This is a genomic window from Fortiea contorta PCC 7126 (assembly GCF_000332295.1).
Lineage (GTDB): Bacteria > Cyanobacteriota > Cyanobacteriia > Cyanobacteriales > Nostocaceae > Fortiea > Fortiea contorta.
Map to the genome: position 1 here is coordinate 4,197,923 of NZ_KB235930.1, position 22,981 is coordinate 4,220,903.

Genomic DNA, 22,981 nt, shown 5'->3' on the forward strand with positions numbered 1-22,981 from the left:
AAGTTGTGTGTTATAACTTCAATAGCAAAAGGCGTTAGCCATCAATTGCTGATAACAAAAAGCCCCTCATTTTGAGGGATTGGCAATCAGAATTTGTGAGAGTTTTACCTGGAAGCTATCAACTGTCCTACCATTTCTACCCAAGCGGGCGCTTTTTTTCCATTAATTGGTGTGAGAGAATTCCACTGTTGTTGCAGAGATTCGATGCTCATCTGAGGTAGTTGTTCTTGCGCCCAGGCGATCGCATCACCAGGTGTTTTCCAGTTAGTCCACGGTGGATTGTCTCTCATGGGAATGAATGTAGCCGGAGTAGTACAGTTAGCAGAAGGTAGCAGCCCCAGAATGATCACCTCTAGCCATAATTGTGGTTGAGTGGAAAGCTTCACTTGCACTTCGGATTGTCTGAGATGTTGTTGGGCGAGTAAGATGGTTGTGCTATCCCAATTTTTCGTGATTTCACACAATTCCTTCCAAGTGTCTTCAGTAAGTGTCACCATCTTTTGATTGTTGGGAGATGTTTTGGCAATCAACATATCTCTCAAGAAGCTGGTGAGATTTTGCAGAATTACCAGTGGTTCTTTACCCCACTCCAGTAAATTGCGAATAATCGCAATCACTGCATCACTGTTATTTTCTTGAATCCTCTCCACCAGTGTTAGCAATTCGTACTCTGGTACAGTACCTGCTAATTCCCATACCCAATTAGGGGTGATAGTAGTGTTAAGCAGACTGAGTTGATCTAGCAAACACTCAGCATCCCTCAAACATCCAGAAGACATTTGTGCTACCAGCAGCAGCGCTTCTGGAGTAATATCGATTATTTCCTCAGAGATAATGTAGTTTAGGTGTTTCACCATATCATCAACACCAATTCTTTTAAAATCGAACCTTTGGCATCGAGAGGCAATGGTGGTAGGTACTTTGTGAACTTCTGTGGTGCAGAGGACAAATACTACATTACGAGGAGGTTCTTCCAAAGTCTTGAGAAGAGCCTGGAATGCTTGGGAACTGAGACTATGTACCTCATCCAGAACGTACACCTTGTAACGACTGTTGACAGGTGCAACATAAACACGGTCGATAATCTGCCTGATATTCTCTACGCCAGAGTTGCTAGCAGCATCTATTTCTACTACATCCAGAGATAATCCACTAGCGATCGCACTACATGAATCGCATTGCCCACAGGGTTCAGGAGTGGAAGAGTCACCATGTTGACAGTTGAGAGATTTTGCCAGAATGCGAGCGCTGGAGGTTTTTCCTGTGCCTCTTGGGCCTGTGAACAGATACGCCGGGGCAATTCTCTTTGAAGTGATGGCGTTGGTGAGTGTGGTAGCGATCGCTTGTTGACCAACAAGTTGAGCAAAGGATTGAGGACGATATTTGAGATGAAGTGGTTGGTATGTCATTCTTTCAAATGCAGATATCTTTCAAATGCAGATATATTGAATGCTCCCAAGCTCATATATCACTAGAGAGCTTAGCGGGACTTAAACAAAAATTAAGCCCAAATAAAGCCGAAACTGGCTTTATGAGAGGCAAATACGTCACGATTAATGGTTAGCCATTCAAAAAAACGGAAAGAAATCGCTGTTCTAAACGCTTCTAAAGCATCAGTAAAAGTGTTCAAAGGTTTAGTTGCCCACCTACGTCTCAAACCCCCAGTCAGCTGATGCCAAAGAATAAAAGTATAGGCACAAAAAACCAGGATAAAATGTCGTATGAGACTAGTTTTATCTCGGACTTGATATTCTTTTAATCCGAGAAAGCCTTTGGCTTCTCGATAGAAAACTTCCACCCAATTTCGTTGAGAATAGGTGTTGACTATCCATTCTGGAGTGACAACAGATGTAGAAACATTAGTGATAAAATAGTCGATATCAGTGGCATTTGAGAAAGTATCAGCATTCATCACGATAGCTATACTTCGCTGTCCCTCTAGACGTGATATCTCTACAAGTCTTGTTGCTACCCACACTGTTCGGGATTTATCTAATTTGAGTTTAATTTCGCTAAAAGCTTCTTGGGGCAACGTCTGTGCTAATTCATCTAGCCTGATTGTTTGTTGATAATTTCCTTGGTTACTAATTGTGACTTTCCGATTTTTGGCTACTCCTCCTAAATACTTTAAGTTTCGCTTTTCTAGTTCTAATAGGAATGATGTATTGTTACCATATCCCGCATCTACAATTACTATTCCTGGTTGATATCCTCGCTCTCTTGTTTGGTCTATTAACTTAATTGCTATCTCGGTTTTCTTCTCAAATAATGGGTCTTGTTTCCCCTGTGGTAATGAATCAGCGTGCTGATATAACTCTATATCTAATGGTAGGCTTTTTCTGCCATCATATAAATGACTTGTTACCACTACTATTCCATTATCAGTCTTACCGATTTCTCCAATATATTGTCTTCCAACTCCTTCAGTCAAGTTACCACTTTTCCTATGCCCTGAATCATCAATTATCAAGCTAAATCCCCGATTAATTCTAGTTTGACTACACTTGTTCATTACCTCCAAGCGTCTTTCATTCAGCTTTTTAGCCGACCAAGGTGCATCTGTTAAAAAGTGGTGTAATCTATGGTAATTCACCCCTATGGCGTTTCCTGCCATCTGTAACAGGTTTTTTCTCTCACTTTCCCCCAATAATCCCCCTAAATAATGTCTGAACTCCCTTTTTTGCGCTTGATGATTAAATACATCATCAAACCTTTGACACCATTTTTCAAAGCATGGGGGCATGGCTGTGGGAGTTGTCTCTTTCATCAGGCTTATTTTAACGTGAAACCTATGCTATATCTGCATTATAACCTCTTTTGCTCTCTTTTTTTGCTTAAGTCCCGTTAGGAGTTTAACAGTTGTTTATTAGGCAGCTTGAGTTTTCTTCTTTCTGCCTCTAGGTTTGGTAGCAGGAGGATTTGTAGATGTTATTGCTTCTTCTGTTGTAGTCTCCTCCGTTGATTCTGGTACAGAAAGATTTGTTGCTATAAGAGTAGTTTCTTCTATTACCTCGGCAGCTATCTCAATTGTTGACGGTGCTTCATCATTTATTAGTGAGACATCTTCTGTCGCCTGAATTTCTTCCGCAGTCGCTGAGACATTCTCTTTTGTAGAAGGTTCTTTATTTATGGAAATTAACTGTACTGGCATCACCAGAATTAGCTGATTGAGAATGCCACCAACAGGAGTGATGATAACGGGTTGAGTGGGTTGATTTGCCTTAATAATCACCTCATCAGTAGGAATGAATTTTAACGCATCAGCAACATATTTTATGTTGAAAGCAATCTGTAAGTTTTCTGGATGATCTATTTCTGACTTGATTAAAATAGATTCAACAGCACCACCGACATCTTGAGATTCTGTAGATAACGTCGCTTGTTGATTGGTGTAATCAAACTTGACAGCAACAATTTTTTCTTTTTGGTCAGCAACAATTCCTACTCGTTTCAAAGCATTATCAAAGACTTTTCTATCTGTGGTAAATTGATGTTGAAATTGTTGGGGAATGAGAGATGAATATTGGGGATATTGTCCTTCTAGTAATCTGCTAGTTATCTGAATACATGGTAAATCAAATACTGCAATTCCATTATTAATGCTAATAGTGCATTCATAGTTTTCTCCCACACTACTTAGAATCTTTTGCAATTCTGTAAGTATTTGATAAGGAATTGTGATTTCTAGTGTATCTAACTCAGTTCCATCCTGTGCATTCTCATTAGATTCTATAGTGCCAGAAGCGACTGCTAAACGATGACCATCAGTAGCCGCAGCCTCCCAACTTGTTCTACTAAATTTAAAATTTACTCCAGCTAGAACTAACTTGGTTTCATCATGACTTGCAGCAAATAGTGTTGCTTCTAATGCTTGTAAAAGTTTGACGGCTGGTAGTGCAATAATCCTGGAGGGGAGACGAAACAGCCTAAAAAGCTTGGTGTATAAGATGGGTAGCGTTTTGTGATAGAAAAAGGTAGGTCTAGTTTTGTCAATAAGACCTACTTAATGATAATGTTAGCTATATTGTACCAAAAGCACTTAAAAAGTCAATTGAGTTTAGCAGAATATCTGTTGCTAAAAATTTTGATACATCTGTTGCAGTCAATCAAAGAAGTAACTTTAGAAAAATTAGCGAATGCGCTACCTTTGGGAATTAAATTTGAAAGCAGAAGAAAAAGAATACAAAGATTTTTATCATTACCAAATCTCACAATTGAAAAAGTTTGGTTGCCAATTATTCAAGAACTAATAGCAAACTACTTCCAGAATGAAAAAATTATTTATATAGCAATTGATAGGACTAATTGGAGTCGGATAAACTTATTAATGGTCAGCGTGATTTGGGATAAAAGAGCCATACCAATATATTTTAGTTTGCTGCCCAAATTAGGTAGTAGTAATCTCACGGAACAGCAGAAAATATTATCGCCAGTTATAGCAATATTGAAAGATTATAAAATCTGTGTGTTGGGGGATAGAGAATTTTGCTCGGTAAAACTAGCAAAGTACCTTCAGAGCAAGGATGTATATTTTTGTTTGCGATTGAAAAAGAATGAATTTGTAGAAATTAAACAAGATATGTTTATGGAGTTAAGCAGTTTAGGATTAACTCCTGGAGTATCTTTTTTTATCAAGGGAGTTAAGGTAACAAAGACTCAGGGTTTTATCAGTTTTAATGTGGCTGGTAAGTGGCAACGTAAAATTAACGGAGTAGCACCCAAAGAAGCATGGTTTATTTTAACAAATTTTGACACCCTAGAGTCAGCAATTGCTGCTTACAAAAAGCGATTTGATATTGAAGAAATGTTTAGAGATTTCAAAACAGGTGGCTATAACTTAGAAAACACTAATGTTCAAGGTGAACGTTTTATTTCTCTAGTTTTGTTGATAGCGATCGCTTACACCTCTGCAACAATTAATGGTCAACTTATTAAACGCAAAGGAATCCAAAAATATATAGCTCGGATTAAAGAAAGGAGTCGTTCTCAACGGAGACACAGTAGTTTTTATATCGGCTTATATGGTCAAACATGGGTACATTTCAAGGATAGCTGTATTGATTTAGTCACACAATTAATGAGAATTAATCGTAATAAGTGGAAGCATTATCAACAAGGTTTAAGAGCCATGAAGCTTATTGAATCTATATTGTAGCTTATTTCGTCTCCCCTTCAGCAATTAGCTCTGTCGGCACAGCCCACGCCTTACACTCAAAAGCCATTGACAATCTTTCTGATTTCCTCACAGTTGCAACAGAGCATTTTTGGTTTTTTAAGAGCCATTGCTTAAATATATTGGCTTTTTCTAGTGAATCAAATCCAAAGTAAGAGACTTTTATTTCTCCTAATGGATTAGTGATAGTGGCAACTCTGGGAGAGAGAATATTAAAAGTCCATCCATCACTACTCAGTTCTACCCTGGTGATGTTGAGCATTAGATTTATCTTCATTGTTCATAGGGTGTGATAAGGTAATGTGCGACAAAACATTGCGTAAACACTCTTTGTTGTCGTTAAATGTTAACTGTTGATGGTTGACGGTTAACTAATGACTGTCAAAATACATTTAACTGTCAACAGTCAACAGTCAGCAGTCAACAATCATCAAGCAAATGTACAATTTCAATGCGTAACAGCTTGTTCACCCACTTTTTAAAGCACTGTTTACTGCATATCCGATAACCTTTGTTCGCAGTAAGTAATCATATTTTCTGCAAGATTTTTTAGGTTAATGGAACATAAAATAGCAAACAAGGTATCGTTGGCAATATTTTGGTCTTCAAACTTGCCATGTGTTTGTGAATTTTCTTGAATTAGATGTTTAGCATCCAGATCCATACTATTGGCAATTTCACTTAATTGGGATGCAGTTTGGTGGAGTTGTTCGAGATATTGTTTTGCGAGTGACATTGGTAATATATTAAAGAAGTCGGAAGTCGGAAGTACAGTTTTGTAATGGGGATTTAGACCCCACCACAAAACTTGCGGCGTGGTTGTTGCCTCTTACTTAAACCCACCGAAGTTTGTTAAAGAATCATCAAGGCATTAGCTAACCAACTGATAATTTGAGCAATCTGTTGTTTCGCATAAATAGGTGAGCCTCTATCCAGGTGTTCAATTATTTGATGGATAGTGGTATGCACTCTCCGTAAAACTTGAATCGCTGTTTGCACAGACTGCGCTTCTGGATTTGTAATAGGAGTACTGGGGGGTGGAGATGGTAATTGATTTTGTGACATTAGATTTTGACTTCTGGAACAGTAGTTAGGTATTCAGTAGCTGTTATTTCTCTTTTGAGAAACTTTTGTAAATTTAATTCATGTTCATTTATGCTATTTTCTGCTGATGACTCGGAATGATTGGTGCTGTTAATGATGCTTGGTAGTTTTGATAATGTCATTGCTAATCGCTCTATGAAAGCATCATGTTTCTCTTGGCTATAACCAAATTGGTAGATGGTGGAATAATCATCTTCATTGACAAAGCAGTAGATTATGGAGATGTTATCAGGTGTAATTTGTTGTGTTTCTGCTAAGAGAAATAATCGTAGTTGAGTTTGCCATGATTTCTCTAGGTTTTCTGGTTGCTGAATGTATCTCTCAGATGTCCAGTCTACAGCTATTATTTTCTCTCCACTCTCAATTAACAAGTCATATTTAGCGGTGATAAATGTGTCAAAAATGAGTTTTTGGAGATTAACATTATATTGTTTACTTTCAGAAGGAATATTGATGATTAACTGAAGCTGGGATATCCAATGAGCCATTTTTGGATAAGCTGTCAGAAATGGTTCGACTGGTAATTCCATCATCAACTGTTGCATGAGCAGATGGAATTGTCTGCCCAAGTTTTGTTGAGTGGTATTTTCAGAATAGTGGGGTGGAAATTTTTGCTCAACAAAATACTGCTGAGACTTTTGAGTATTTTTCTCTAATAGTTCCAGCAGTTCATAGTTTAGTTGATTCATATATTTCTCTCTTGGATAAGTTCAAGAGAGAAGCGCGTCAGCGATATCGGGTGTTAGAGATTACGTTTCTGATGAAATGTGATTGTTGCGAGATAAATTTCTGAGCTTGATGAACTTGAGCATAGCTATAATTTTTGTATCCACAAATTCTGTTGTCAGGTCAAGGTCAACGTTACTATCAACGTTTTCTGCGAAAAATATGATTGAGGACATTGATACTTCAAAAATCTCTGAATAGCCTTTAAGTATATCAAGGGTTGGTGTTTTATTTGCTGATTCTATTTCTGAGAGATGGGATTTAGATATTCCTAGTTTTAACGCTAAATCCTTCTGTGTTAAATCGTAGAATACTCTCATTAACCTCAAAGCTTTGGAGATATTATCTACAGGTTTATAGGGAGTAGTATCAGTCATCGGTTAAAACTCAAAATGAATAAAATTTGGGAGTTAAGAAAGATTTGCTAATCGGTAGAGAGTTCGCACTGTTATGCCCCATTTCTTAAAAGAATCCCATTTATATTGACATTCTCCGAGTTTGTATTTGGGAGACAATTGACTCCATTTGTCCCAAGCAGGGAGCAAATTAGGACTGACGGATTTGAGAGCCATTCCTACTTTTATCCACGAGTCATAGTCATCAGCGAATCTGGGATGAATTACCTCTAGTAGTAGCAGTGCTTTCTCTACATCAATATGTGTTGGTTTTAGGGTTGGTTGTGTAGGGTAATGATGATTAAGGTACTGTGTTTGCTGTGGTTTTGTAGATAGAGACATCTGCTCAATCACCCACAAAGGTGCTGTTGCCAACTCTACTTGATCGGGGCGACATCCAGGTAGCCAACGATAATATCCGGTAATGGGATGTGCTGATGGAGGTAGCACTGATTGTAAGTTGGTACCTCGAAGTTCTAGGGCTTCTCCGGGAGTAGTGGCGATTTTCCTAGATTTGAGCCGTTTGTATTGGGGCAGTTCTAGAATTTTGAATAGGTACTGCGCTCTTCCAGGTCGCCCCGATGTAAATGCTATTGTAGGGGGTAGAGGTTCAGGAGCGATCGCTCTAATTTGCTCGTAGGCACTAAAACCATCACAGTCTACAGATACCAGGAATTCTTGAGAATTTTGACCGCACAGCAAACCAATACCCGTAGGCTGTGCTGCGTATAGAAAACATGTGCGATCGCGCACCTTAACTTTTCCTGTACGAGTAAGTTGTTCTCGTAAAGATTGGGGTGTGAAAGGATATTGCTCCCATCGGTATCCTAGAGGTCTTTTTCCTTGTGTTGGCACTATGAACCAGTGAGAGGGTAGTATCTCTAGGGTTTCAATTAGTTTGCTGATTTGACAGTTTTTTTGACCAGCATGATTTTAACTATCTAATTTTCTTGAACCTCGCATGACTACTAGAAGTCACGCGATTCCTGCTTCAACGATCTCTGCCTGGATGACTCCAGGACTTACAAGTTCTCCACAGGCGTTTAGAGCATCCGGCGCACCGACGGCTGCTGTTAATATTCTCAATCCTTCACTTAATATGTTCAAAGCCGCATTCTCATCTCTCGAATTGTAATTATTACAACTAGGGCAAGACCATTCACGCAACTTTAAATCTTTAACCAATGGGTTAATGAAACCACAATGATTACAAGTCTGAGATGAAGGGTAAAATGTACCAACTTTCTGTAGGATTCTGTCGTGCCAGTTAGCTTTGTATTCCAGCATGGCAACGAATTTAGACCAACTAGCGTCAGAAATGCTCATGGCTAATTTGTGATTTTTAACTATGTTGGTAACTCGCAAATCTTCAATACAGATAATGCTGTTTTCTTTGATTAGGCGAGTCGAAAGTTTGTGCAGAAAGTCATCTCTCAGATTGGTAATGCGTTCGTAGGTACGAGCTAGCTTGATTTCCGCTTTGACTCGATTACTACTTGTGAGGAATATTTAAAGCTCAATATTTGCTCGTTTTTAAAAATTACTATGACAAATTGGGCAGAAACGACGGCTGTTTTTCTGGCGTTTTAGTTGTTTTTCTAGACAGCGATCGCCTTTCCACACTTCTGCTACTTTGAAGCTGATACCCCGCTGGGTAGCAACTTGAGTTAAACGAGCGCCTTTTCCTTTTCTGTGTTCTCGGATGCGTTCGTCTAAGTCTTTGGTAAATCCTAAATAATGCTGTGCAGGTCGATTGGGATTAATTGGTTTGTTAAAGTGCAACAAGTAAACGTACATAGCAGGTGAACATTAATCATCTGCTATGTCTGCGTTAGCAGACTTGAGTTTTGATAAAAGGGATTGGGGATTGGGATCTCGGCTCAATGCCGAGATCCACTTGATATTTCTCCCTTATGAAAGTAAAACTGAAGGTTGGGAGAATTTCGTCTAGTTCTACAAACTGTAGCAATGTAGCAATATTGTTGGAGAAAAGGGGATGTCTACGACGGGCTACGCCTACGCTAAAAATTTTAACTTGCTGATTAGATCGCGGTTGTAATTTCCGCAATTAAGGGCTGATACTGACGACTGGCGAAGAGGCGAAAATCATCTTGAGCATCGACACTCATTTTACACAGTAGGCGAAACTGTAGCGGTGTTGGAGGTTTATTGACACACTCTATCCGCACCTCTAAGTGAGAATTTTGTCGCAGCCACTCAAAAACTTCTGCAAGCAAGTATCGCGGACAATAACCAACAATGTAATGGTCTTCAGTGTTTAAAATTAAAGCCTGAGAATCATAGGAATTTTGAAATTCGTGAGCTAGCCATAACTTTTCCCCAAATTCCAGCTGATTAATCCGCTCAATCGCACTACTTGGTAAATGTCGCAGTCCATGCGAAAAAAAGTAAAGATGGTACTGTCCTTGTTCATCAACTTCTGGACAAGGAAAAACGGCGAGTGTATCTGTTTCTCGTTCACCACCACTGCGGGCTAAAATTGTCATTGGGTCATTTTCATCATTCGCAATATTGAGCCATTCAATAAAACTTGAGTAATCAGGACGCGATCGCGACATTAACCGATTAGCAAACACTGGAAATAATTGAGTTGATGTATAGATTTCATCTAAGCGCGGAAATGAAGACAAAGGTTTAAAACCAGATTTTAATTCGGCTTCTTTTACACCTTGAATATAGACAAATTCATAGATACGTTTGTCAAATGTTAACCGACCAATAGGAAACCAAAAGCGACTAATAGGGTCTTGCCAAGCTAAGAATAATGTTTTTGTTGTCTTCAAAGTAGTGTTTCCCTCAAAGTAAGTAGCTTGTGTTTGTTGATTGCCAAAATCTCCTGAGCAAAATTGCTGGCTTCAGAGGAGATGCACGAGCGGTTAATGCGATTAAAAATCTCTAAAATATTGGCTAGTGAAATATTTTCAAGTCGCGCCAACCACACACAAGCTGCTTCGGGATAGCGATTAGCAACGAGTGAGAACGCGTCAAAAGTTTTAAGAGTCTTTCTATCATCAACACTGCCGTAAAACGCTGAGAAACATTTGTTTACATAAGCCTCAACTGAGCGTTTCTGTCTTTGAGAGTCAGAGAGGTCGCGTCCTAAACTTGAAGCATGGTCGTAAGTAGGTGCTAGATGTTCCGTCTCTTCTGAAGTCGATGCTGTTTTCATTCGCACAATCCCCCAGTTTTCGTGGTGACGATCGCCATTACCAATCCACGCATCTAGCAGAAGATAGCCTACAAACACATCTACTGCTGTTTGAATACCAGAGGGCGGTGTCCAACTAATGGGTAAATTTACAGATTCGCCTGCAATCACCAAGAGCACTACATCTATTGTATGTTGTGATATGCCATAAGTCCCAAACGCAGGATAGTTCGGCACAATTGAGGAAAGAAGTTCGTTACCATGAACAAGCGTCCCCCCTTGGGGCAAAAAATTGGGTGAAACCACACCGCGCGAGCCTTCCCAAGTCGAAGCCAATTCATAAACAGCATGGGGAAGTCCCAATAGAGAGCATAATTCTGATGCGACTTTTTCTGCCCAATCTTCCCCCAGATTTGGTCGGTTTTGCTTATAGAGACAACGACCAAGTTCTTCGTGGTAAAACCAAAACTTATATTTGCTACCTAAAGTTTCATTTGAGGATGCTTCATAAGCTTTTTGTGTAACAAGTAAGATAGGAAATTCCGAGGTCATAAATCGAAGATATCGCAGGCTACCACCTTAAAACAAAATAATGCTACATTTTCCTGTCTAACTCTGTCAAAATATTTTACTTTCGCTTGACATGAGGATTATTTTGCAGATATTCCCAACATTTTTTCCCTTGTTATGAAATTTTGAACCTTTTATAAGATTTTCAGCACCCTGAAAGAGAAGTTATGCATGAATGAGTGCAAAGAGATTGGGGGTAGTTGTGCATAAGGGATTTCCAAGTAAAAAATATTCCGCTGCGATCATTGACTGTTAACGGTCAACAGTTAACAACCGAGGGGTAGCATAATTTATTTTTTGGAGTTCCCTAAGAACTCCCATGATAAAGTCAATCTGTACCTCACTCCGAGAGCAATCTGCTGTAAGCAATAAAGTAAACCAAAGAGTTTCATTAACAGCCTTCAACAAACCATCAACTTTAAATACCCTCTCGGAAATATTCACCATAATGATAGCTGTCCTGGAGAGACGTTTGAACGTTTAGTTCTAGCGTGCAGCGCCAAGTGGCAGGGAGCGCACAAAGCAATCAAATTGTCAAAGTTGTTGTTCTCAGGAACAAAGTCTGCGTGATGGACTGTGAGAGTTGCCATCGTCCATTCTGCGCGAGTCAGAGTTTTAGGTTTTTCTCCAGGACGAAAACAAAGGCGCGAGCAGTGCTGACACCTCCATCTAGCAGCTTCTCTGACTGCAATAGAAATTTCGTTCCAGTTACTTGGATATCTTTGTCGAACTATCGGCATTTTCAAAGAACTTTTTTAAACCCTCGGTTTTAGCATACCAAACAAAATCCAGCGATTCTCCTACGGAGACGATAGGTGATCGCCCACACAAGAATCTATGTGCTATATTTCAATATCCAGTAACTTACCATACTATAATTTCAGGACTTCATCTCAAAAATCTATCGGTTGCCATACTATTTAGTATTTAATTTATCATCGATTAGATTTTTAGCTCCACCAAGGATATTGATTTGCTGGATAAAACTGCCCAGTATACCCGTCAAAGACCAGTTCTTCTACTTCTTCTAATTCATAATTAACTGAGGTAGATTTTCTTGCCTTTTTAGCACTTGGTCTATCTTCCCAAATGTGTTTGTGATAACAACGCTTGCAGACTGTGCCATCTGAATTCTTATAATGCCACACAGGGTTTTTATGACAAATTCTGCATAAAAGCTGCTTTATCTTTCTTTTAGATTTTTTACTTTTTGTCATAGACTTTTATCCAGGCTAGAGCTTTTCTCAAAGCAAAGCTTTACTATTATCTCTTCACACAACCTTTCTTTCTAAGATAGCGTGGTAGACTGTTGTAATTATAGCCCTAGAGCGTATTTTCCCACCCCGAATTAGACTTAAATGTAGGTTGGGGAGCCACAGCCGTGGACGGGTTTCCCGGCTTGAGGTGAGTGGCGTTTGAGGAACGAAACCCAACATTTTCACGGCTTTATCGGGTTGCGCTCCGCTTAACCCAATCTACGTTTCTGCTTATGTAACCTGAGTGTTTCTCTTTTTATTTTTTAAAGTGATATTTCTTCTTTACTCCTGGAATGAGTAGAATTTCTACTAACAGTTTGTTCTTGGGTCATCGGAATATGCTCTTTGGGAGAATACCTATGAGATATAGCCTCATGTCGCCAAGAAAGTAGGTCTTTCATTATTTCCTTGAGAGGTGGCATTTTAATTTGTTCAGCAGAAGATTCCAACCGCTCTTGAGCTAAAATTTGGAAATATAGTTCTCTCTGTTCAGCAATCGATAGCTTAGCCCCAAAGTCTTGCAAATTTTGTCTGATTCGCTCATTCTCTTGTCTTATGCTGGAGTGCCACTTAGAACTATCGAGAGTCTCCAATTGGTTCCAAGCTTTCTGAATTGCTGGGTGCAGGGGAACTTTAATTTCCGAGATAGACTCCTGAGATTGCTGCTCTCCTCTCAAATTTCCAATAGTATGTCCCAAATCAAAAGCTTTGGCATTTTCTGAGATAAATTTTAACTGATTTAAATCCCAGTCGCTAATACTCAATTTATCCACCTGCTTGGTAAGTCCTTGCTCTGTTTTTTGGAGAGTGAAAGCTAATAACTCTTTTCTTTCCCCACTCTCCAGAGTTTTATAGAGAGAAAGATTTGCTCTTCCTACTTCTAAGTTCCTAGTTCTAGAAATGGTGTATTCTCCCACAGTCAAAGTGTCTGTGTTGGCTTTTTGTAGTGCTGAATTTAGCAATCCCAACATCTCAGTTTCTCTAAAGCTTTCCAAAGTTTTAAACGTACCAGCGGGAGCGAGAGAACCAAGATTATTCGCCACCTCTCTCAAGTCTATGTTTGCCAATTGCGGTAGTTTTTTACCAGATTCCAATCTCTCTCCTACCATTAAAAACTCCTGTCTTTCCACAGGCAACATTTGATTAGGAAGAATCTCGATTTTTGGCTTGCCTTTTGAGTTTAGGGATAACTCCATTAATGGATTATGAAACTGATTTAGCTCGTCCCGTCGGTGGTGAATACTGTATTTTGAACCTGACTGCTTAATTACAAAGGCATCGCTTCTATATACCTTATATCCATAACCAGTCTCTTCCCCATAAACTTTAAGCATCTCCACCGCTGTTTGGGCAATTTTGATATTCTCCTGCTTGATGCGCGAGCGCTCAACACGACTGTTGGCAACAGCCTTGAAGACTGGAACTTCTACAACTCTTACCCATCGTTTAGTTTCAGGACTTACTTCCTTTGAAGAAGCTATTTGCTCATAGCTATATTCTGCTGCGGGTTTTAGTTTTGGTATGGTTGGAATTTCAGTATCTGTGCTATCAGACAAGGTTCCTACATCAAACTTCGATACTTGAGGGGAACGCTTTCTAGGTGGAGTATTTTCGGGTTCATTGAATTGAGTATTTCTGTGTTTTTGAGAAGCATTAGTGGTTGTAATTGTCATGTCTAAAGCCGACGAATCTTGAAGTGTAGATTCGGCTTGTTCAACCTTTATTTCACTTGGAAGCGAGGATGTAGGTGATTGATTACTATCTTTCACTTTGCCCTGAGTATCTGATTTAATTACTACAAGTTCTGGTGATGATTCATCAGCATTTGAAATTAGTTGTTTTTCTTCCTCAATCACCTCTTCTCTTGTTGAAGCTGGTGGTATCAAGTTGCTATTAACTTCAAATTCTGATGATGTAATCACTTCATCAACTACATCTATAATTTCTGATGATGACAAATTTTCTGTCACTATGTTGGTAACACAGTTTCCTTCCTGATTCTGGTGATACATCACAATACTTTCTCCACTTTCTGTGTGAGCAATTATTGCTAGTGATGCATCTTTCTCTACATTCCCAATATCCGGTTTAACCCCTGGTGAAATAGCTTCCTCACACGCCAAGCGCTTCATCACAGTTTGTGTTTGGAAATCTGTCATCTGAGCAGACTGCCATTTCCACGCCCCTGGACACTCTTCATCAGGCACAAGTCGATATTTCTCACTACCAATCTGTGCATCTATTGCTGACAATTTCTCTTTTTTCTCTTTTCCTTTATCTCGGATAGCTTTTAATAACTCTTCTATAGCTTTCCCAATACTTCTGAGATTATGGATAGAATTTCCCACAAATTCCTGGTAGGAAGACGCTATTTGACTGGCTCTAGAATCGAACATGGCGGCTGTGGTAGTCTATCCAAAATGACTTGATGATTAATCTTGACGAACACCAATTGGTTGTCGAAAAAAATTTCAATGAGGGATGGTGGTGCTAAACACTCTGGGTAGGTGTCGCAATAAGTTACTTGCGGAATTTTTCTATTGTGCCAATAAACTAGAATCCCATCGTGGAAATGGGCTTCAATACAAGGAGAGTATTTGTAATTCCATCTGGGCAGTCTTTTGGCTATTTCGATTTTTGATATCAGCTTAGAATTGTTTGGCAAGAAGTTATTCATTTTTTACAAAAATCCTTTATAAGCATCCACTGGCAGAGGTACAGCGCCTGCTTGAACAGGTTGTTGAGGGATAGGGAACAGTTTATCTACCTCAGCAACTCGCTTGTCTAAATCTGACTGAGTAGGACGTTTCTGAGTGCTTTTTTTGGTTAACTCAATTATCAATTTCTCCCACCCGCTATCATTAGCTTGCTCAATATTTATCAGGGCTTTTGGGACTTTAATTGCTTTCAACAATGGTACAGAAGCTTCATCTTTATTGGAGTATGCTGGATTGATAAATATGCACTTCCCTGGAGGTAGCTTCAAAAACTGTGCTGGCTCAAACAGCTTCCGTGTTTTATCCTGGTCTGATATTGATGTACTGGTTTTACCTCCCCCGGTGCTTTTTGATTTCTGCTTGTATTTGATTTCCTCATCTCCCAGGTAAGCGCTAAACAGACGCGCTGATTCTTCTTCTCCTGGGTTGAAGATGAACTTAGTACCGCAGGCACCTAACATGGTTTTGGCTACTTCTTTACCGTAGTATTTCTCAAGCTGTCCCATGTTCTGCCAGCCGAGGATACCGCAGAAACCCTCACTACGGGATTCGTTGAGCCATTTAAACAGGTCTGGGAGGTATAGGGAGGGTACTTCATCTAATACGACCACGAGGGGGTCTTTGCGTTTTTTGGCGATCGCTCTAGCTACTGTCATGTGCAATATACTGCACAATAGCGGTCCTACTGCATCTCTGCGTTCCCTATCCAAACCGAAGATAATCATCTGCTTACCCTTAATTTCTAAAGGTAGAGTAGTCTTACCCACAAAACAGCCCAAGGTGTTTTTCTTCATGAATCGGGTAAACATCAAACTGGCAGTACCAGCGATACCTGCTATGGTTTTCTCAGAACCAGCAGAACTGAACAACTGACCGAAGGAAATCTTGATCCACGGATTGAGGTTAGCTGCCATCAAACGTTCTACCATGCGATCGCTACTAAGAATAGCAGCCGCAGTCATAATGTCTGGATACTGCATTCCTTTGGTCAGCATCAAAATGGCTTCTGTCAACTGGTCGCCCGCCGGACCAAAGAAAGCATCCTCGTTGCTGGAAGCCATCATTTTAAAGTTTTTGTTGATAACCGTGGCTAACTGACGGGCGGTTTCAGCATCAGTCGCATCTCGCAAGAAATCTAAAGGGTTGCACACCTCACTTTCTGGGAAACCGGGGGCAAACACATGCACCTCGTAACCCATTTTCTTGGCATAGTTAGCAACCTTGGCTTGCGTGGGATATTTAAAGTCGTACAAGACGATGGGAAAGCCCTGGTCAATGGCAGAGTAAATCATTGGGTTAATAGCAGAGAAAGATTTGCCACTTCCAGGCGCTCCAATGACGGCGGTTCCTCTTTGAACATCGGGTATGTATAGTGGTGTCCCTCCACTCCCCTTCTCCCCTTTTGTTCTGCCATCCTTAAACTTGTGTCTGCCAATATATAGTGTGGCACTATCGCATTTGGGGGCTGTAACTTGTTTGAGAGCCTTCTTTTTGGCTTTAGCCGTCTCCTTTCCTCCTCCAAAGTAGCTGGTAGCCAGTTTGCCCTTCTTTCCTCCAGAAAATATGGAGAAAGCTGCAATCCCTAATAAACATCCTGCAAGGATTATGCCATTAGGACTAAATAAGCTGCTTGTATATTTGCCTATGGGAGACTGAGGATTTTGGATGTCTTGAATAAAGTTATTCTTGCTCATAAAAAGATAATTTATGCGGCTAACTATTTCAATATTTATTGCTATTAAATTTGATTTAGAATTATCAGTAATTACGGTTATTCATTACATAATAAATGATGAAAATCCTTCTTCCCTAGCCCCTATTTTCATAGGAGGTCTACTAAAGAACCGTAATTCTGAATTTATATATCATGTCTGGAGGGGAGACGAAACAGCCTAAAAAGCTTGGTGTATAAGATGGGTAGCGTTTTGTGATAGAAAAAGGTAGGTCTAGTTTTGTCAATAAGACCTACTTAATGATAATGTTAGCTATATTGTACCAAAAGCACTTAAAAAGTCAATTGAGTTTAGCAGAATATCTGTTGCTAAAAATTTTGATACATCTGTTGCAGTCAATCAAAGAAGTAACTTTAGAAAAATTAGCGAATGCGCTACCTTTGGGAATTAAATTTGAAAGCAGAAGAAAAAGAATACAAAGATTTTTATCATTACCAAATCTCACAATTGAAAAAGTTTGGTTGCCAATTATTCAAGAACTAATAGCAAACTACTTCCAGAATGAAAAAATTATTTATATAGCAATTGATAGGACTAATTGGAGTCGGATAAACTTATTAATGGTCAGCGTGATTTGGGATAAAAGAGCCATACCAATATATTTTAGTTTGCTGCCCAAATTAGGTAGTAGTAATCTCACGGAACAGCAGAAAATATTATCGCCAGTTATAGCAATATTGAAAGATTATAAAATCTGTGTGTTGGGGGATAGAGAATTTTGCTCGGTAAAACTAGCAAAGTACCTTCAGAGCAAGGATGTATATTTTTGTTTGCGATTGAAAAAGAATGAATTTGTAGAAATTCTGAAGGGGAGACGAAATAAGCTACAATATAGATTCAATAAGCTTCATGGCTCTTAAACCTTGTTGATAATGCTTCCACTTATTACGATTAATTCTCATTAATTGTGTGACTAAATCAATACAGCTATCCTTGAAATGTACCCATGTTTGACCATATAAGCCGATATAAAAACTACTGTGTCTCCGTTGAGAACGACTCCTTTCTTTAATCCGAGCTATATATTTTTGGATTCCTTTGCGTTTAATAAGTTGACCATTAATTGTTGCAGAGGTGTAAGCGATCGCTATCAACAAAACTAGAGAAATAAAACGTTCACCTTGAACATTAGTGTTTTCTAAGTTATAGCCACCTGTTTTGAAATCTCTAAACATTTCTTCAATATCAAATCGCTTTTTGTAAGCAGCAATTGCTGACTCTAGGGTGTCAAAATTTGTTAAAATAAACCATGCTTCTTTGGGTGCTACTCCGTTAATTTTACGTTGCCACTTACCAGCCACATTAAAACTGATAAAACCCTGAGTCTTTGTTACCTTAACTCCCTTGATAAAAAAAGATACTCCAGGAGTTAATCCTAAACTGCTTAACTCCATAAACATATCTTGTTTAATTTCTACAAATTCATTCTTTTTCAATCGCAAACAAAAATATACATCCTTGCTCTGAAGGTACTTTGCTAGTTTTACCGAGCAAAATTCTCTATCCCCCAACACACAGATTTTATAATCTTTCAATATTGCTATAACTGGCGATAATATTTTCTGCTGTTCCGTGAGATTACTACTACCTAATTTGGGCAGCAAACTAAAATATATTGGTATGGCTCTTTTATCCCAAATCACGCTGACCATTAATAAGTTTATCCGACTCCAATTAGTCCTATCAATTGCTATATAAATAATTTTTTCATTCTGGAAGTAGTTTGCTATTAGTTCTTGAATAATTGGCAACCAAACTTTTTCAATTGTGAGATTTGGTAATGATAAAAATCTTTGTATTCTTTTTCTTCTGCTTTCAAATTTAATTCCCAAAGGTAGCGCATTCGCTAATTTTTCTAAAGTTACTTCTTTGATTGACTGCAACAGATGTATCAAAATTTTTAGCAACAGATATTCTGCTAAACTCAATTGACTTTTTAAGTGCTTTTGGTACAATATAGCTAAACATTATCATTAAGTAGGTCTTATTGACAAAACTAGACCTACCTTTTCTATCACAAAACGCTACCCATCTTATACACCAAGCTTTTTAGGCTGTTTCGTCTCCCCTCCAGGTAGAAATTAAACAAGATATGTTTATGGAGTTAAGCAGTTTAGGATTAACTCCTGGAGTATCTTTTTTTATCAAGGGAGTTAAGGTAACAAAGACTCAGGGTTTTATCAGTTTTAATGTGGCTGGTAAGTGGCAACGTAAAATTAACGGAGTAGCACCCAAAGAAGCATGGTTTATTTTAACAAATTTTGACACCCTAGAGTCAGCAATTGCTGCTTACAAAAAGCGATTTGATATTGAAGAAATGTTTAGAGATTTCAAAACAGGTGGCTATAACTTAGAAAACACTAATGTTCAAGGTGAACGTTTTATTTCTCTAGTTTTGTTGATAGCGATCGCTTACACCTCTGCAACAATTAATGGTCAACTTATTAAACGCAAAGGAATCCAAAAATATATAGCTCGGATTAAAGAAAGGAGTCGTTCTCAACGGAGACACAGTAGTTTTTATATCGGCTTATATGGTCAAACATGGGTACATTTCAAGGATAGCTGTATTGATTTAGTCACACAATTAATGAGAATTAATCGTAATAAGTGGAAGCATTATCAACAAGGTTTAAGAGCCATGAAGCTTATTGAATCTATATTGTAGCTTATTTCGTCTCCCCTTCAGCTAGAATTCACAATTTCATGATAAAAGCTAGATTTTTCAACCTTTTTACTCTCTTTATATCAATTGATATAAGTAATAGCTGGTGTTTGTAATGACAAGATGGCTACTGTTAAACGATTAATTGAATTTGAACAACGGTGCAATCCTACCCACAGTATTGGCTGGTGCGTGAAAAAAAGCACTGTGGCAACTAGAACGCGATCGCTGTTTTTAAGTTAGGTAACGGGACTTAAACATTTTTGAGACAGAAACAAGGCTCAAGCTTATACAAGGCAAGGAAAATACATCAAGTGCTAAAAAATGCGCCAAACCTAGATATATCAAGAAACTAGGTCAATTGATGTCAAAGTCTTTCTATATATACATTTGATGGCTTTTTGAGGCTAATTTTTGTCTAAGTCCCAGTAAGCAAGTAGCTGGTTTTGACCGCACACATCAATCGTTTTTAAAATTTTAGTTTTATTTTATACTCAAAACTATTGAATACTAATGGCTTCACGAAGATTTTACTTTCATGTATAGAAAAGATAAATTCATTTCTACCGTACATGACCGAATACGGTTTACCCCGTATTGATTAGGCAAAATTTTTACCATCCTAGCCATAGGAGTTTCAAGGATGCGTCTATGAGTTATCGAGAATACCAACAACAGTTTAATAAAGCACTTGAAGATGAGATTAAAGCATTACGAAAAAGCGGTGGACAAAAAACATTTTTGAGTGATGGTTCATTTTTAGTTAAACGCGGCCGTCAATATATATATTCATTTACAACCGATACTGAACTGCGTTTTCCTGATGATACTCCAGTAGATTTAGAGTATAAAGGCAAAAAATATAGTGGAATTTTAGTTTCCGTTGAAGGCTTTGATATTATTTTGGCATTACAGCAAAATTTAGGAAATTCAATTCCTACAGCTATACTCTATACCTCTCCCTGGTTTTTATTGGAAGAACTAAAAAAGCGGTTGCTAGAAAGCTCTAATCTAAAGGGAGCTAATAGAAGCCTAGCGGAAATGTTACTAGGGGAGAAAAGTGAAACTAACCCTTCAACAAGCAATACCAAAAAATTGTTAAATCAAATTGAGCCGCGATTACAAAAACCAATAGGTTGTAATGAATATCAGAAAACTGCTGTTGACAAGGTACTTAATCACCAAGTCAGTTTTATTTGGGGTCCACCAGGAACAGGGAAAACTAAAACTTTGGGAATCACTGTAGCTGCACTGGTTCAAGCTGGTGAGTCAGTTTTGGTGGTAGCTCATAGCAACACTGCTGTTGATACAGCTATGAAAAGTGTAGCTGAGTATTTGCAAGGTGCGCCTATTTATGAAAATGGTCTAGTGTTGCGCTATGGAGTTGCGACCCCTGGTAGTCTAAAAGAGTTTTCGCAGTTACACGTTAGAGAAGTAGCACGTCAGCAGAATCCAAAACTTATAGAGCAAATAGAACGGTTAGAAAGACAACGCAAAGATTTAGTCAAGCGATCGCGTATTGAAAAGCTAACCGAACTGCAACGTCAAAGTATCCAAAATGAGATTGCAACTGTTAAACAAGCTTTGCAACCCTTCAAAGAACAGTTAAAGCAGAAAGAAACTGAACTGATTAAACAAGCAACAGTAGTTGGCTGCACCTTATCTAAAGCAGCGATCGCTAAAGAAATCTACCAACGCCGTTTTGATGCCATAGTAGTGGACGAGGCGAGTATGGCTTATATTCCGCACTGTGCTTATGTCAGCACCCTTGCTAATCGTCGTATTGCTATTTTTGGTGATTTTCGTCAGTTAGGGCCTATTTCACAAGCAGAGACAGAAGCAGCACAGCAATGGCTACAACGAGATATCTTTGACGAAGCTGGTATTACTCTCAAGGTAAATAGGGGACAAATTGACTCACGGATGGCGCTATTAAAAACACAGTACCGTATGAATCCAGCTATTTCTAAAATACCAAATCAGCTTTTTTACAATGGGCAACTGCAAGATGGCTCTGGTGTGGAGCAAAGGACGATGCCGATTGTCCAGAGTCAGCCACATCCAGGATCAGCCCTAATAGTATATGACTTGAGCAAACTTTCGGCTTTTTGTTTTAAAGAACAGCAGTCTCATAGCCGTTTTAATATCATTTCAGCCTTAGTAGCAGTCAATCTAGCTTACCAAAGTACCCAGATTAATAATTCTAGTGTGGGTATCATTGCTCCTTACAATGCCCAAGCACGTTTAATACAACGTTTGCTGCAAGATTTACACCTTACGGACAAGTCTGTAAGAGTTGCTACAGTTCATCGCTTTCAAGGAGCAGAACAGAATCTAATTATTTTTGATGCTGTTGAAGGTTTACCACAAGCTAAGGCAGGAAAATTAGTTACAGGTGGAACGCAAAGTACAGCTATGCGGCTTGCCAATGTTGCTGTTAGTAGAGCGCAAGGTAAATTTATTAGTTTATTTAATTATCAATATATTCAGCAAAAACTTGACTCCTTTAATATTTTTCGCAAATTTGTTGACCGTATATATGCTCAAGCTAATATCCAATCACTGACATGGGCTTTACAACCACTCAGCGATTTACCTGGATTAACTTACTTTTCCAAAAGCCAGGATACTTTACAACAAATAAAGTTGGATTTACTTGCAACTAAGGAAGAAGTAGCTATAGCTTGGCCAAACTCCACTAGCAATCATCAGTTTCCTTTAGCTACATTAAAGCAGTGTAATTCTCGTGGTGTCCGATTTTTTATCACAGGTCAAAGCCGCAATTCTATTGCTACTGGACTACAAAATACTCATCTTTGGGATAATCAGGCTAATACTAGTATCGGTTTAATTGGTATTGACCGTAAGTGCTTGTGGGTATACTTGAATCCGACTTCACCATTGGCATCAGTTATTCGGATAGATTTACCACAAACTACAAAATTATTGTATAGCTTTTTACGCTTAGTACCTGAACAAGATCCAGGTTCCATAACAAGTAAAATCAATCAAGGCGAAAATCCGTTTGGTCAATGCCCTGATTGCGGACAACCTCGCTGGTATAGCCGTACTGAATATGGAGCTTATATTACTTGTTCTAAAAATCCTCACCATTCTCGCAGGAAAATGAATGAGAAAGATACAACGCTTTTGATGAGATTTATGAACATTAACTGTTCAGTATGTAAGCAACAAGCAAGTGCTTACAAAAGCTATAAAGGTATTTATATAGGCTGCTCACAACGAAATTGTGGCTGGTCAACATCACTAGAATCATTAATTTAAATCTACGGTTGCCTGAGTTTTATGACCACTATCCAAATAGCTTTTGTAGTTTGTGGCTTAACCCCGTGCCAAAACATAGTAATTCTGTATAGAATTGAGCAAGCGGATTAAGTGTATCTTTAAAAACACCCAGTTGTTGACGGCTGGTATTGACTGTCAACTATCAAATGCGAACTATCAACACATCT

The 22,981-nt window shown here is 38.7% G+C and carries 20 protein-coding genes and 2 pseudogenes; 4 read left to right on the forward strand and 18 right to left on the reverse strand.

What is annotated here, in order from left to right; genetic code table 11:
- Positions 1–104: 104 nt before the first annotated feature.
- The 3 genes from MIC7126_RS0119460 to dnaN form a co-directional block, all read right to left on the reverse strand.
- Entirely contained in the window at positions 105–1,409 is a 1,305-nt protein-coding gene (locus MIC7126_RS0119460; protein WP_017654844.1) for a DNA polymerase III subunit gamma/tau, read from the reverse strand.
- A gap of 92 nt (positions 1,410–1,501) precedes the next feature.
- Positions 1,502–2,767, reverse strand: a complete 1,266-nt coding sequence (locus MIC7126_RS0119465) for an IS701 family transposase (protein WP_017651096.1) — start codon at positions 2,765–2,767, stop codon at positions 1,502–1,504.
- A gap of 99 nt (positions 2,768–2,866) precedes the next feature.
- The gene (dnaN, locus tag MIC7126_RS27905) at positions 2,867–3,994 is read right to left on the reverse strand and encodes a DNA polymerase III subunit beta (RefSeq protein WP_081603049.1); all 1,128 of its coding nucleotides are present in this window, start codon (positions 3,992–3,994) and stop codon (positions 2,867–2,869) included.
- Between the two features lie 18 nt (positions 3,995–4,012).
- Between dnaN and MIC7126_RS0119475 the strand changes: the two genes are divergently transcribed.
- Entirely contained in the window at positions 4,013–5,155 is a 1,143-nt protein-coding gene (locus tag MIC7126_RS0119475) for an IS4 family transposase (protein WP_017652111.1), read from the forward strand.
- A 1-nt stretch (position 5,156) separates the two neighbouring features.
- Here MIC7126_RS0119475 and MIC7126_RS0119480 read toward each other — a convergent pair whose 3' ends face one another.
- From MIC7126_RS0119480 to MIC7126_RS0119550, 14 genes are all read right to left on the reverse strand, one after another.
- A complete protein-coding gene (locus tag MIC7126_RS0119480) occupies positions 5,157–5,435 on the reverse strand; it encodes a hypothetical protein (RefSeq protein WP_017654846.1) in 279 nt (92 codons plus the stop codon).
- 228 nt (positions 5,436–5,663) lie between these two features.
- Positions 5,664–5,909: a hypothetical protein gene (locus MIC7126_RS0119485; RefSeq protein WP_017654847.1), complete on the reverse strand. Its 246-nt coding sequence runs from the start codon at positions 5,907–5,909 to the stop codon at positions 5,664–5,666.
- 116 nt (positions 5,910–6,025) lie between these two features.
- Positions 6,026–6,238: a hypothetical protein gene (locus tag MIC7126_RS0119490; RefSeq protein WP_017654848.1), complete on the reverse strand. Its 213-nt coding sequence runs from the start codon at positions 6,236–6,238 to the stop codon at positions 6,026–6,028.
- A complete protein-coding gene (locus tag MIC7126_RS0119495) occupies positions 6,238–6,966 on the reverse strand; it encodes a PD-(D/E)XK nuclease family protein (protein WP_017654849.1) in 729 nt (242 codons plus the stop codon). Before MIC7126_RS0119495 ends, MIC7126_RS0119490 begins: the two co-directional genes overlap by 1 nt.
- 60 nt (positions 6,967–7,026) lie before the next feature.
- The gene (locus MIC7126_RS0119500; protein ID WP_017654850.1) at positions 7,027–7,380 is read right to left on the reverse strand and encodes a helix-turn-helix transcriptional regulator; all 354 of its coding nucleotides are present in this window, start codon (positions 7,378–7,380) and stop codon (positions 7,027–7,029) included.
- 33 nt (positions 7,381–7,413) lie between these two features.
- Positions 7,414–8,253, reverse strand: a complete 840-nt coding sequence (locus MIC7126_RS0119505; RefSeq protein WP_017654851.1) for a PriCT-2 domain-containing protein — start codon at positions 8,251–8,253, stop codon at positions 7,414–7,416.
- A gap of 120 nt (positions 8,254–8,373) precedes the next feature.
- Positions 8,374–8,907, reverse strand: coding sequence for an RNA-guided endonuclease TnpB family protein (locus tag MIC7126_RS27910; RefSeq protein ID WP_081603050.1), 534 nt, complete (start codon positions 8,905–8,907; stop codon positions 8,374–8,376).
- 24 nt (positions 8,908–8,931) lie between these two features.
- Positions 8,932–9,195, reverse strand: a complete 264-nt coding sequence (locus tag MIC7126_RS27915; RefSeq protein WP_017654853.1) for a GIY-YIG nuclease family protein — start codon at positions 9,193–9,195, stop codon at positions 8,932–8,934.
- A gap of 245 nt (positions 9,196–9,440) precedes the next feature.
- A complete protein-coding gene (locus MIC7126_RS0119525; protein ID WP_017654854.1) occupies positions 9,441–10,202 on the reverse strand; it encodes an HIRAN domain-containing protein in 762 nt (253 codons plus the stop codon).
- On the reverse strand, positions 10,199–11,119 hold the full coding sequence (locus tag MIC7126_RS30625) for a HipA domain-containing protein (protein ID WP_017654855.1): 921 nt from the start codon (positions 11,117–11,119) through the stop codon (positions 10,199–10,201). The genes MIC7126_RS0119525 and MIC7126_RS30625 overlap by 4 nt, the downstream gene beginning before the upstream one ends.
- Positions 11,120–11,577: 458 nt before the next feature.
- Positions 11,578–11,877, reverse strand: a complete 300-nt coding sequence (locus MIC7126_RS29575) for an HNH endonuclease (protein ID WP_081603051.1) — start codon at positions 11,875–11,877, stop codon at positions 11,578–11,580.
- Positions 11,878–12,087: 210 nt separating this feature from the next.
- Positions 12,088–12,354 carry a hypothetical protein gene (locus MIC7126_RS0119540; RefSeq protein ID WP_026100389.1) on the reverse strand — a complete coding sequence of 89 codons (267 nt, stop codon included), beginning with the start codon at positions 12,352–12,354 and terminating at the stop codon, positions 12,088–12,090.
- A gap of 302 nt (positions 12,355–12,656) precedes the next feature.
- On the reverse strand, positions 12,657–14,789 hold the full coding sequence (locus MIC7126_RS0119545; protein ID WP_017654858.1) for a hypothetical protein: 2,133 nt from the start codon (positions 14,787–14,789) through the stop codon (positions 12,657–12,659).
- Between the two features lie 284 nt (positions 14,790–15,073).
- Entirely contained in the window at positions 15,074–16,804 is a 1,731-nt protein-coding gene (locus MIC7126_RS0119550; protein WP_017654859.1) for a type IV secretory system conjugative DNA transfer family protein, read from the reverse strand.
- 284 nt (positions 16,805–17,088) lie between these two features.
- Here MIC7126_RS0119550 and MIC7126_RS0119555 point away from each other — a divergent pair.
- Positions 17,089–17,652 (forward strand): annotated as a pseudogene (locus MIC7126_RS0119555) (transposase family protein); the annotation flags it as partial.
- A 15-nt stretch (positions 17,653–17,667) separates the two neighbouring features.
- Here the strand turns inward: MIC7126_RS0119555 and MIC7126_RS0119560 are convergent.
- Positions 17,668–18,801 carry an IS4 family transposase gene (locus MIC7126_RS0119560; protein ID WP_154655930.1) on the reverse strand — a complete coding sequence of 378 codons (1,134 nt, stop codon included), beginning with the start codon at positions 18,799–18,801 and terminating at the stop codon, positions 17,668–17,670.
- Positions 18,802–18,917: 116 nt separating this feature from the next.
- On the opposite strand from MIC7126_RS0119560, the pseudogene MIC7126_RS27925 reads away from it, so the two are divergent.
- Together MIC7126_RS27925 and MIC7126_RS0119570 are read left to right on the forward strand one after the other, a co-directional pair.
- Positions 18,918–19,511, forward strand: a pseudogene (locus tag MIC7126_RS27925) (transposase family protein); the annotation flags it as partial.
- Positions 19,512–20,159: 648 nt separating this feature from the next.
- Positions 20,160–22,793, forward strand: a complete 2,634-nt coding sequence (locus tag MIC7126_RS0119570; protein ID WP_017654863.1) for a DEAD/DEAH box helicase — start codon at positions 20,160–20,162, stop codon at positions 22,791–22,793.
- The last annotated feature ends 188 nt before the right edge of the window (positions 22,794–22,981 follow it).

What these genes read in the sequence shown, in the direction of transcription:
- MIC7126_RS0119495 (WP_017654849.1), bottom strand. Translation starts at nt 6,966, where the DNA reads ATGAATCAACTAAACTATGAACTGCTGGAACTATTAGAGAAAAATACT.
- MIC7126_RS0119550 (WP_017654859.1), bottom strand. Translation starts at nt 16,804, where the DNA reads ATGAGCAAGAATAACTTTATTCAAGACATCCAAAATCCTCAGTCTCCC.
- MIC7126_RS27915 (WP_017654853.1), bottom strand. Translation starts at nt 9,195, where the DNA reads ATGTACGTTTACTTGTTGCACTTTAACAAACCAATTAATCCCAATCGA.
- MIC7126_RS0119460 (WP_017654844.1), bottom strand. Translation starts at nt 1,409, where the DNA reads ATGACATACCAACCACTTCATCTCAAATATCGTCCTCAATCCTTTGCT.
- MIC7126_RS0119545 (WP_017654858.1), bottom strand. Translation starts at nt 14,789, where the DNA reads ATGTTCGATTCTAGAGCCAGTCAAATAGCGTCTTCCTACCAGGAATTT.
- MIC7126_RS0119540 (WP_026100389.1), bottom strand. Translation starts at nt 12,354, where the DNA reads ATGACAAAAAGTAAAAAATCTAAAAGAAAGATAAAGCAGCTTTTATGC.
- MIC7126_RS0119500 (WP_017654850.1), bottom strand. Translation starts at nt 7,380, where the DNA reads ATGACTGATACTACTCCCTATAAACCTGTAGATAATATCTCCAAAGCT.
- MIC7126_RS0119480 (WP_017654846.1), bottom strand. Translation starts at nt 5,435, where the DNA reads ATGCTCAACATCACCAGGGTAGAACTGAGTAGTGATGGATGGACTTTT.
- MIC7126_RS30625 (WP_017654855.1), bottom strand. Translation starts at nt 11,119, where the DNA reads ATGACCTCGGAATTTCCTATCTTACTTGTTACACAAAAAGCTTATGAA.
- MIC7126_RS29575 (WP_081603051.1), bottom strand. Translation starts at nt 11,877, where the DNA reads ATGCCGATAGTTCGACAAAGATATCCAAGTAACTGGAACGAAATTTCT.
- MIC7126_RS0119490 (WP_017654848.1), bottom strand. Translation starts at nt 6,238, where the DNA reads ATGTCACAAAATCAATTACCATCTCCACCCCCCAGTACTCCTATTACA.
- MIC7126_RS0119570 (WP_017654863.1), top strand. Translation starts at nt 20,160, where the DNA reads ATGAGTTATCGAGAATACCAACAACAGTTTAATAAAGCACTTGAAGAT.
- MIC7126_RS0119485 (WP_017654847.1), bottom strand. Translation starts at nt 5,909, where the DNA reads ATGTCACTCGCAAAACAATATCTCGAACAACTCCACCAAACTGCATCC.
- MIC7126_RS0119465 (WP_017651096.1), bottom strand. Translation starts at nt 2,767, where the DNA reads ATGAAAGAGACAACTCCCACAGCCATGCCCCCATGCTTTGAAAAATGG.
- MIC7126_RS0119475 (WP_017652111.1), top strand. Translation starts at nt 4,013, where the DNA reads ATGTTAGCTATATTGTACCAAAAGCACTTAAAAAGTCAATTGAGTTTA.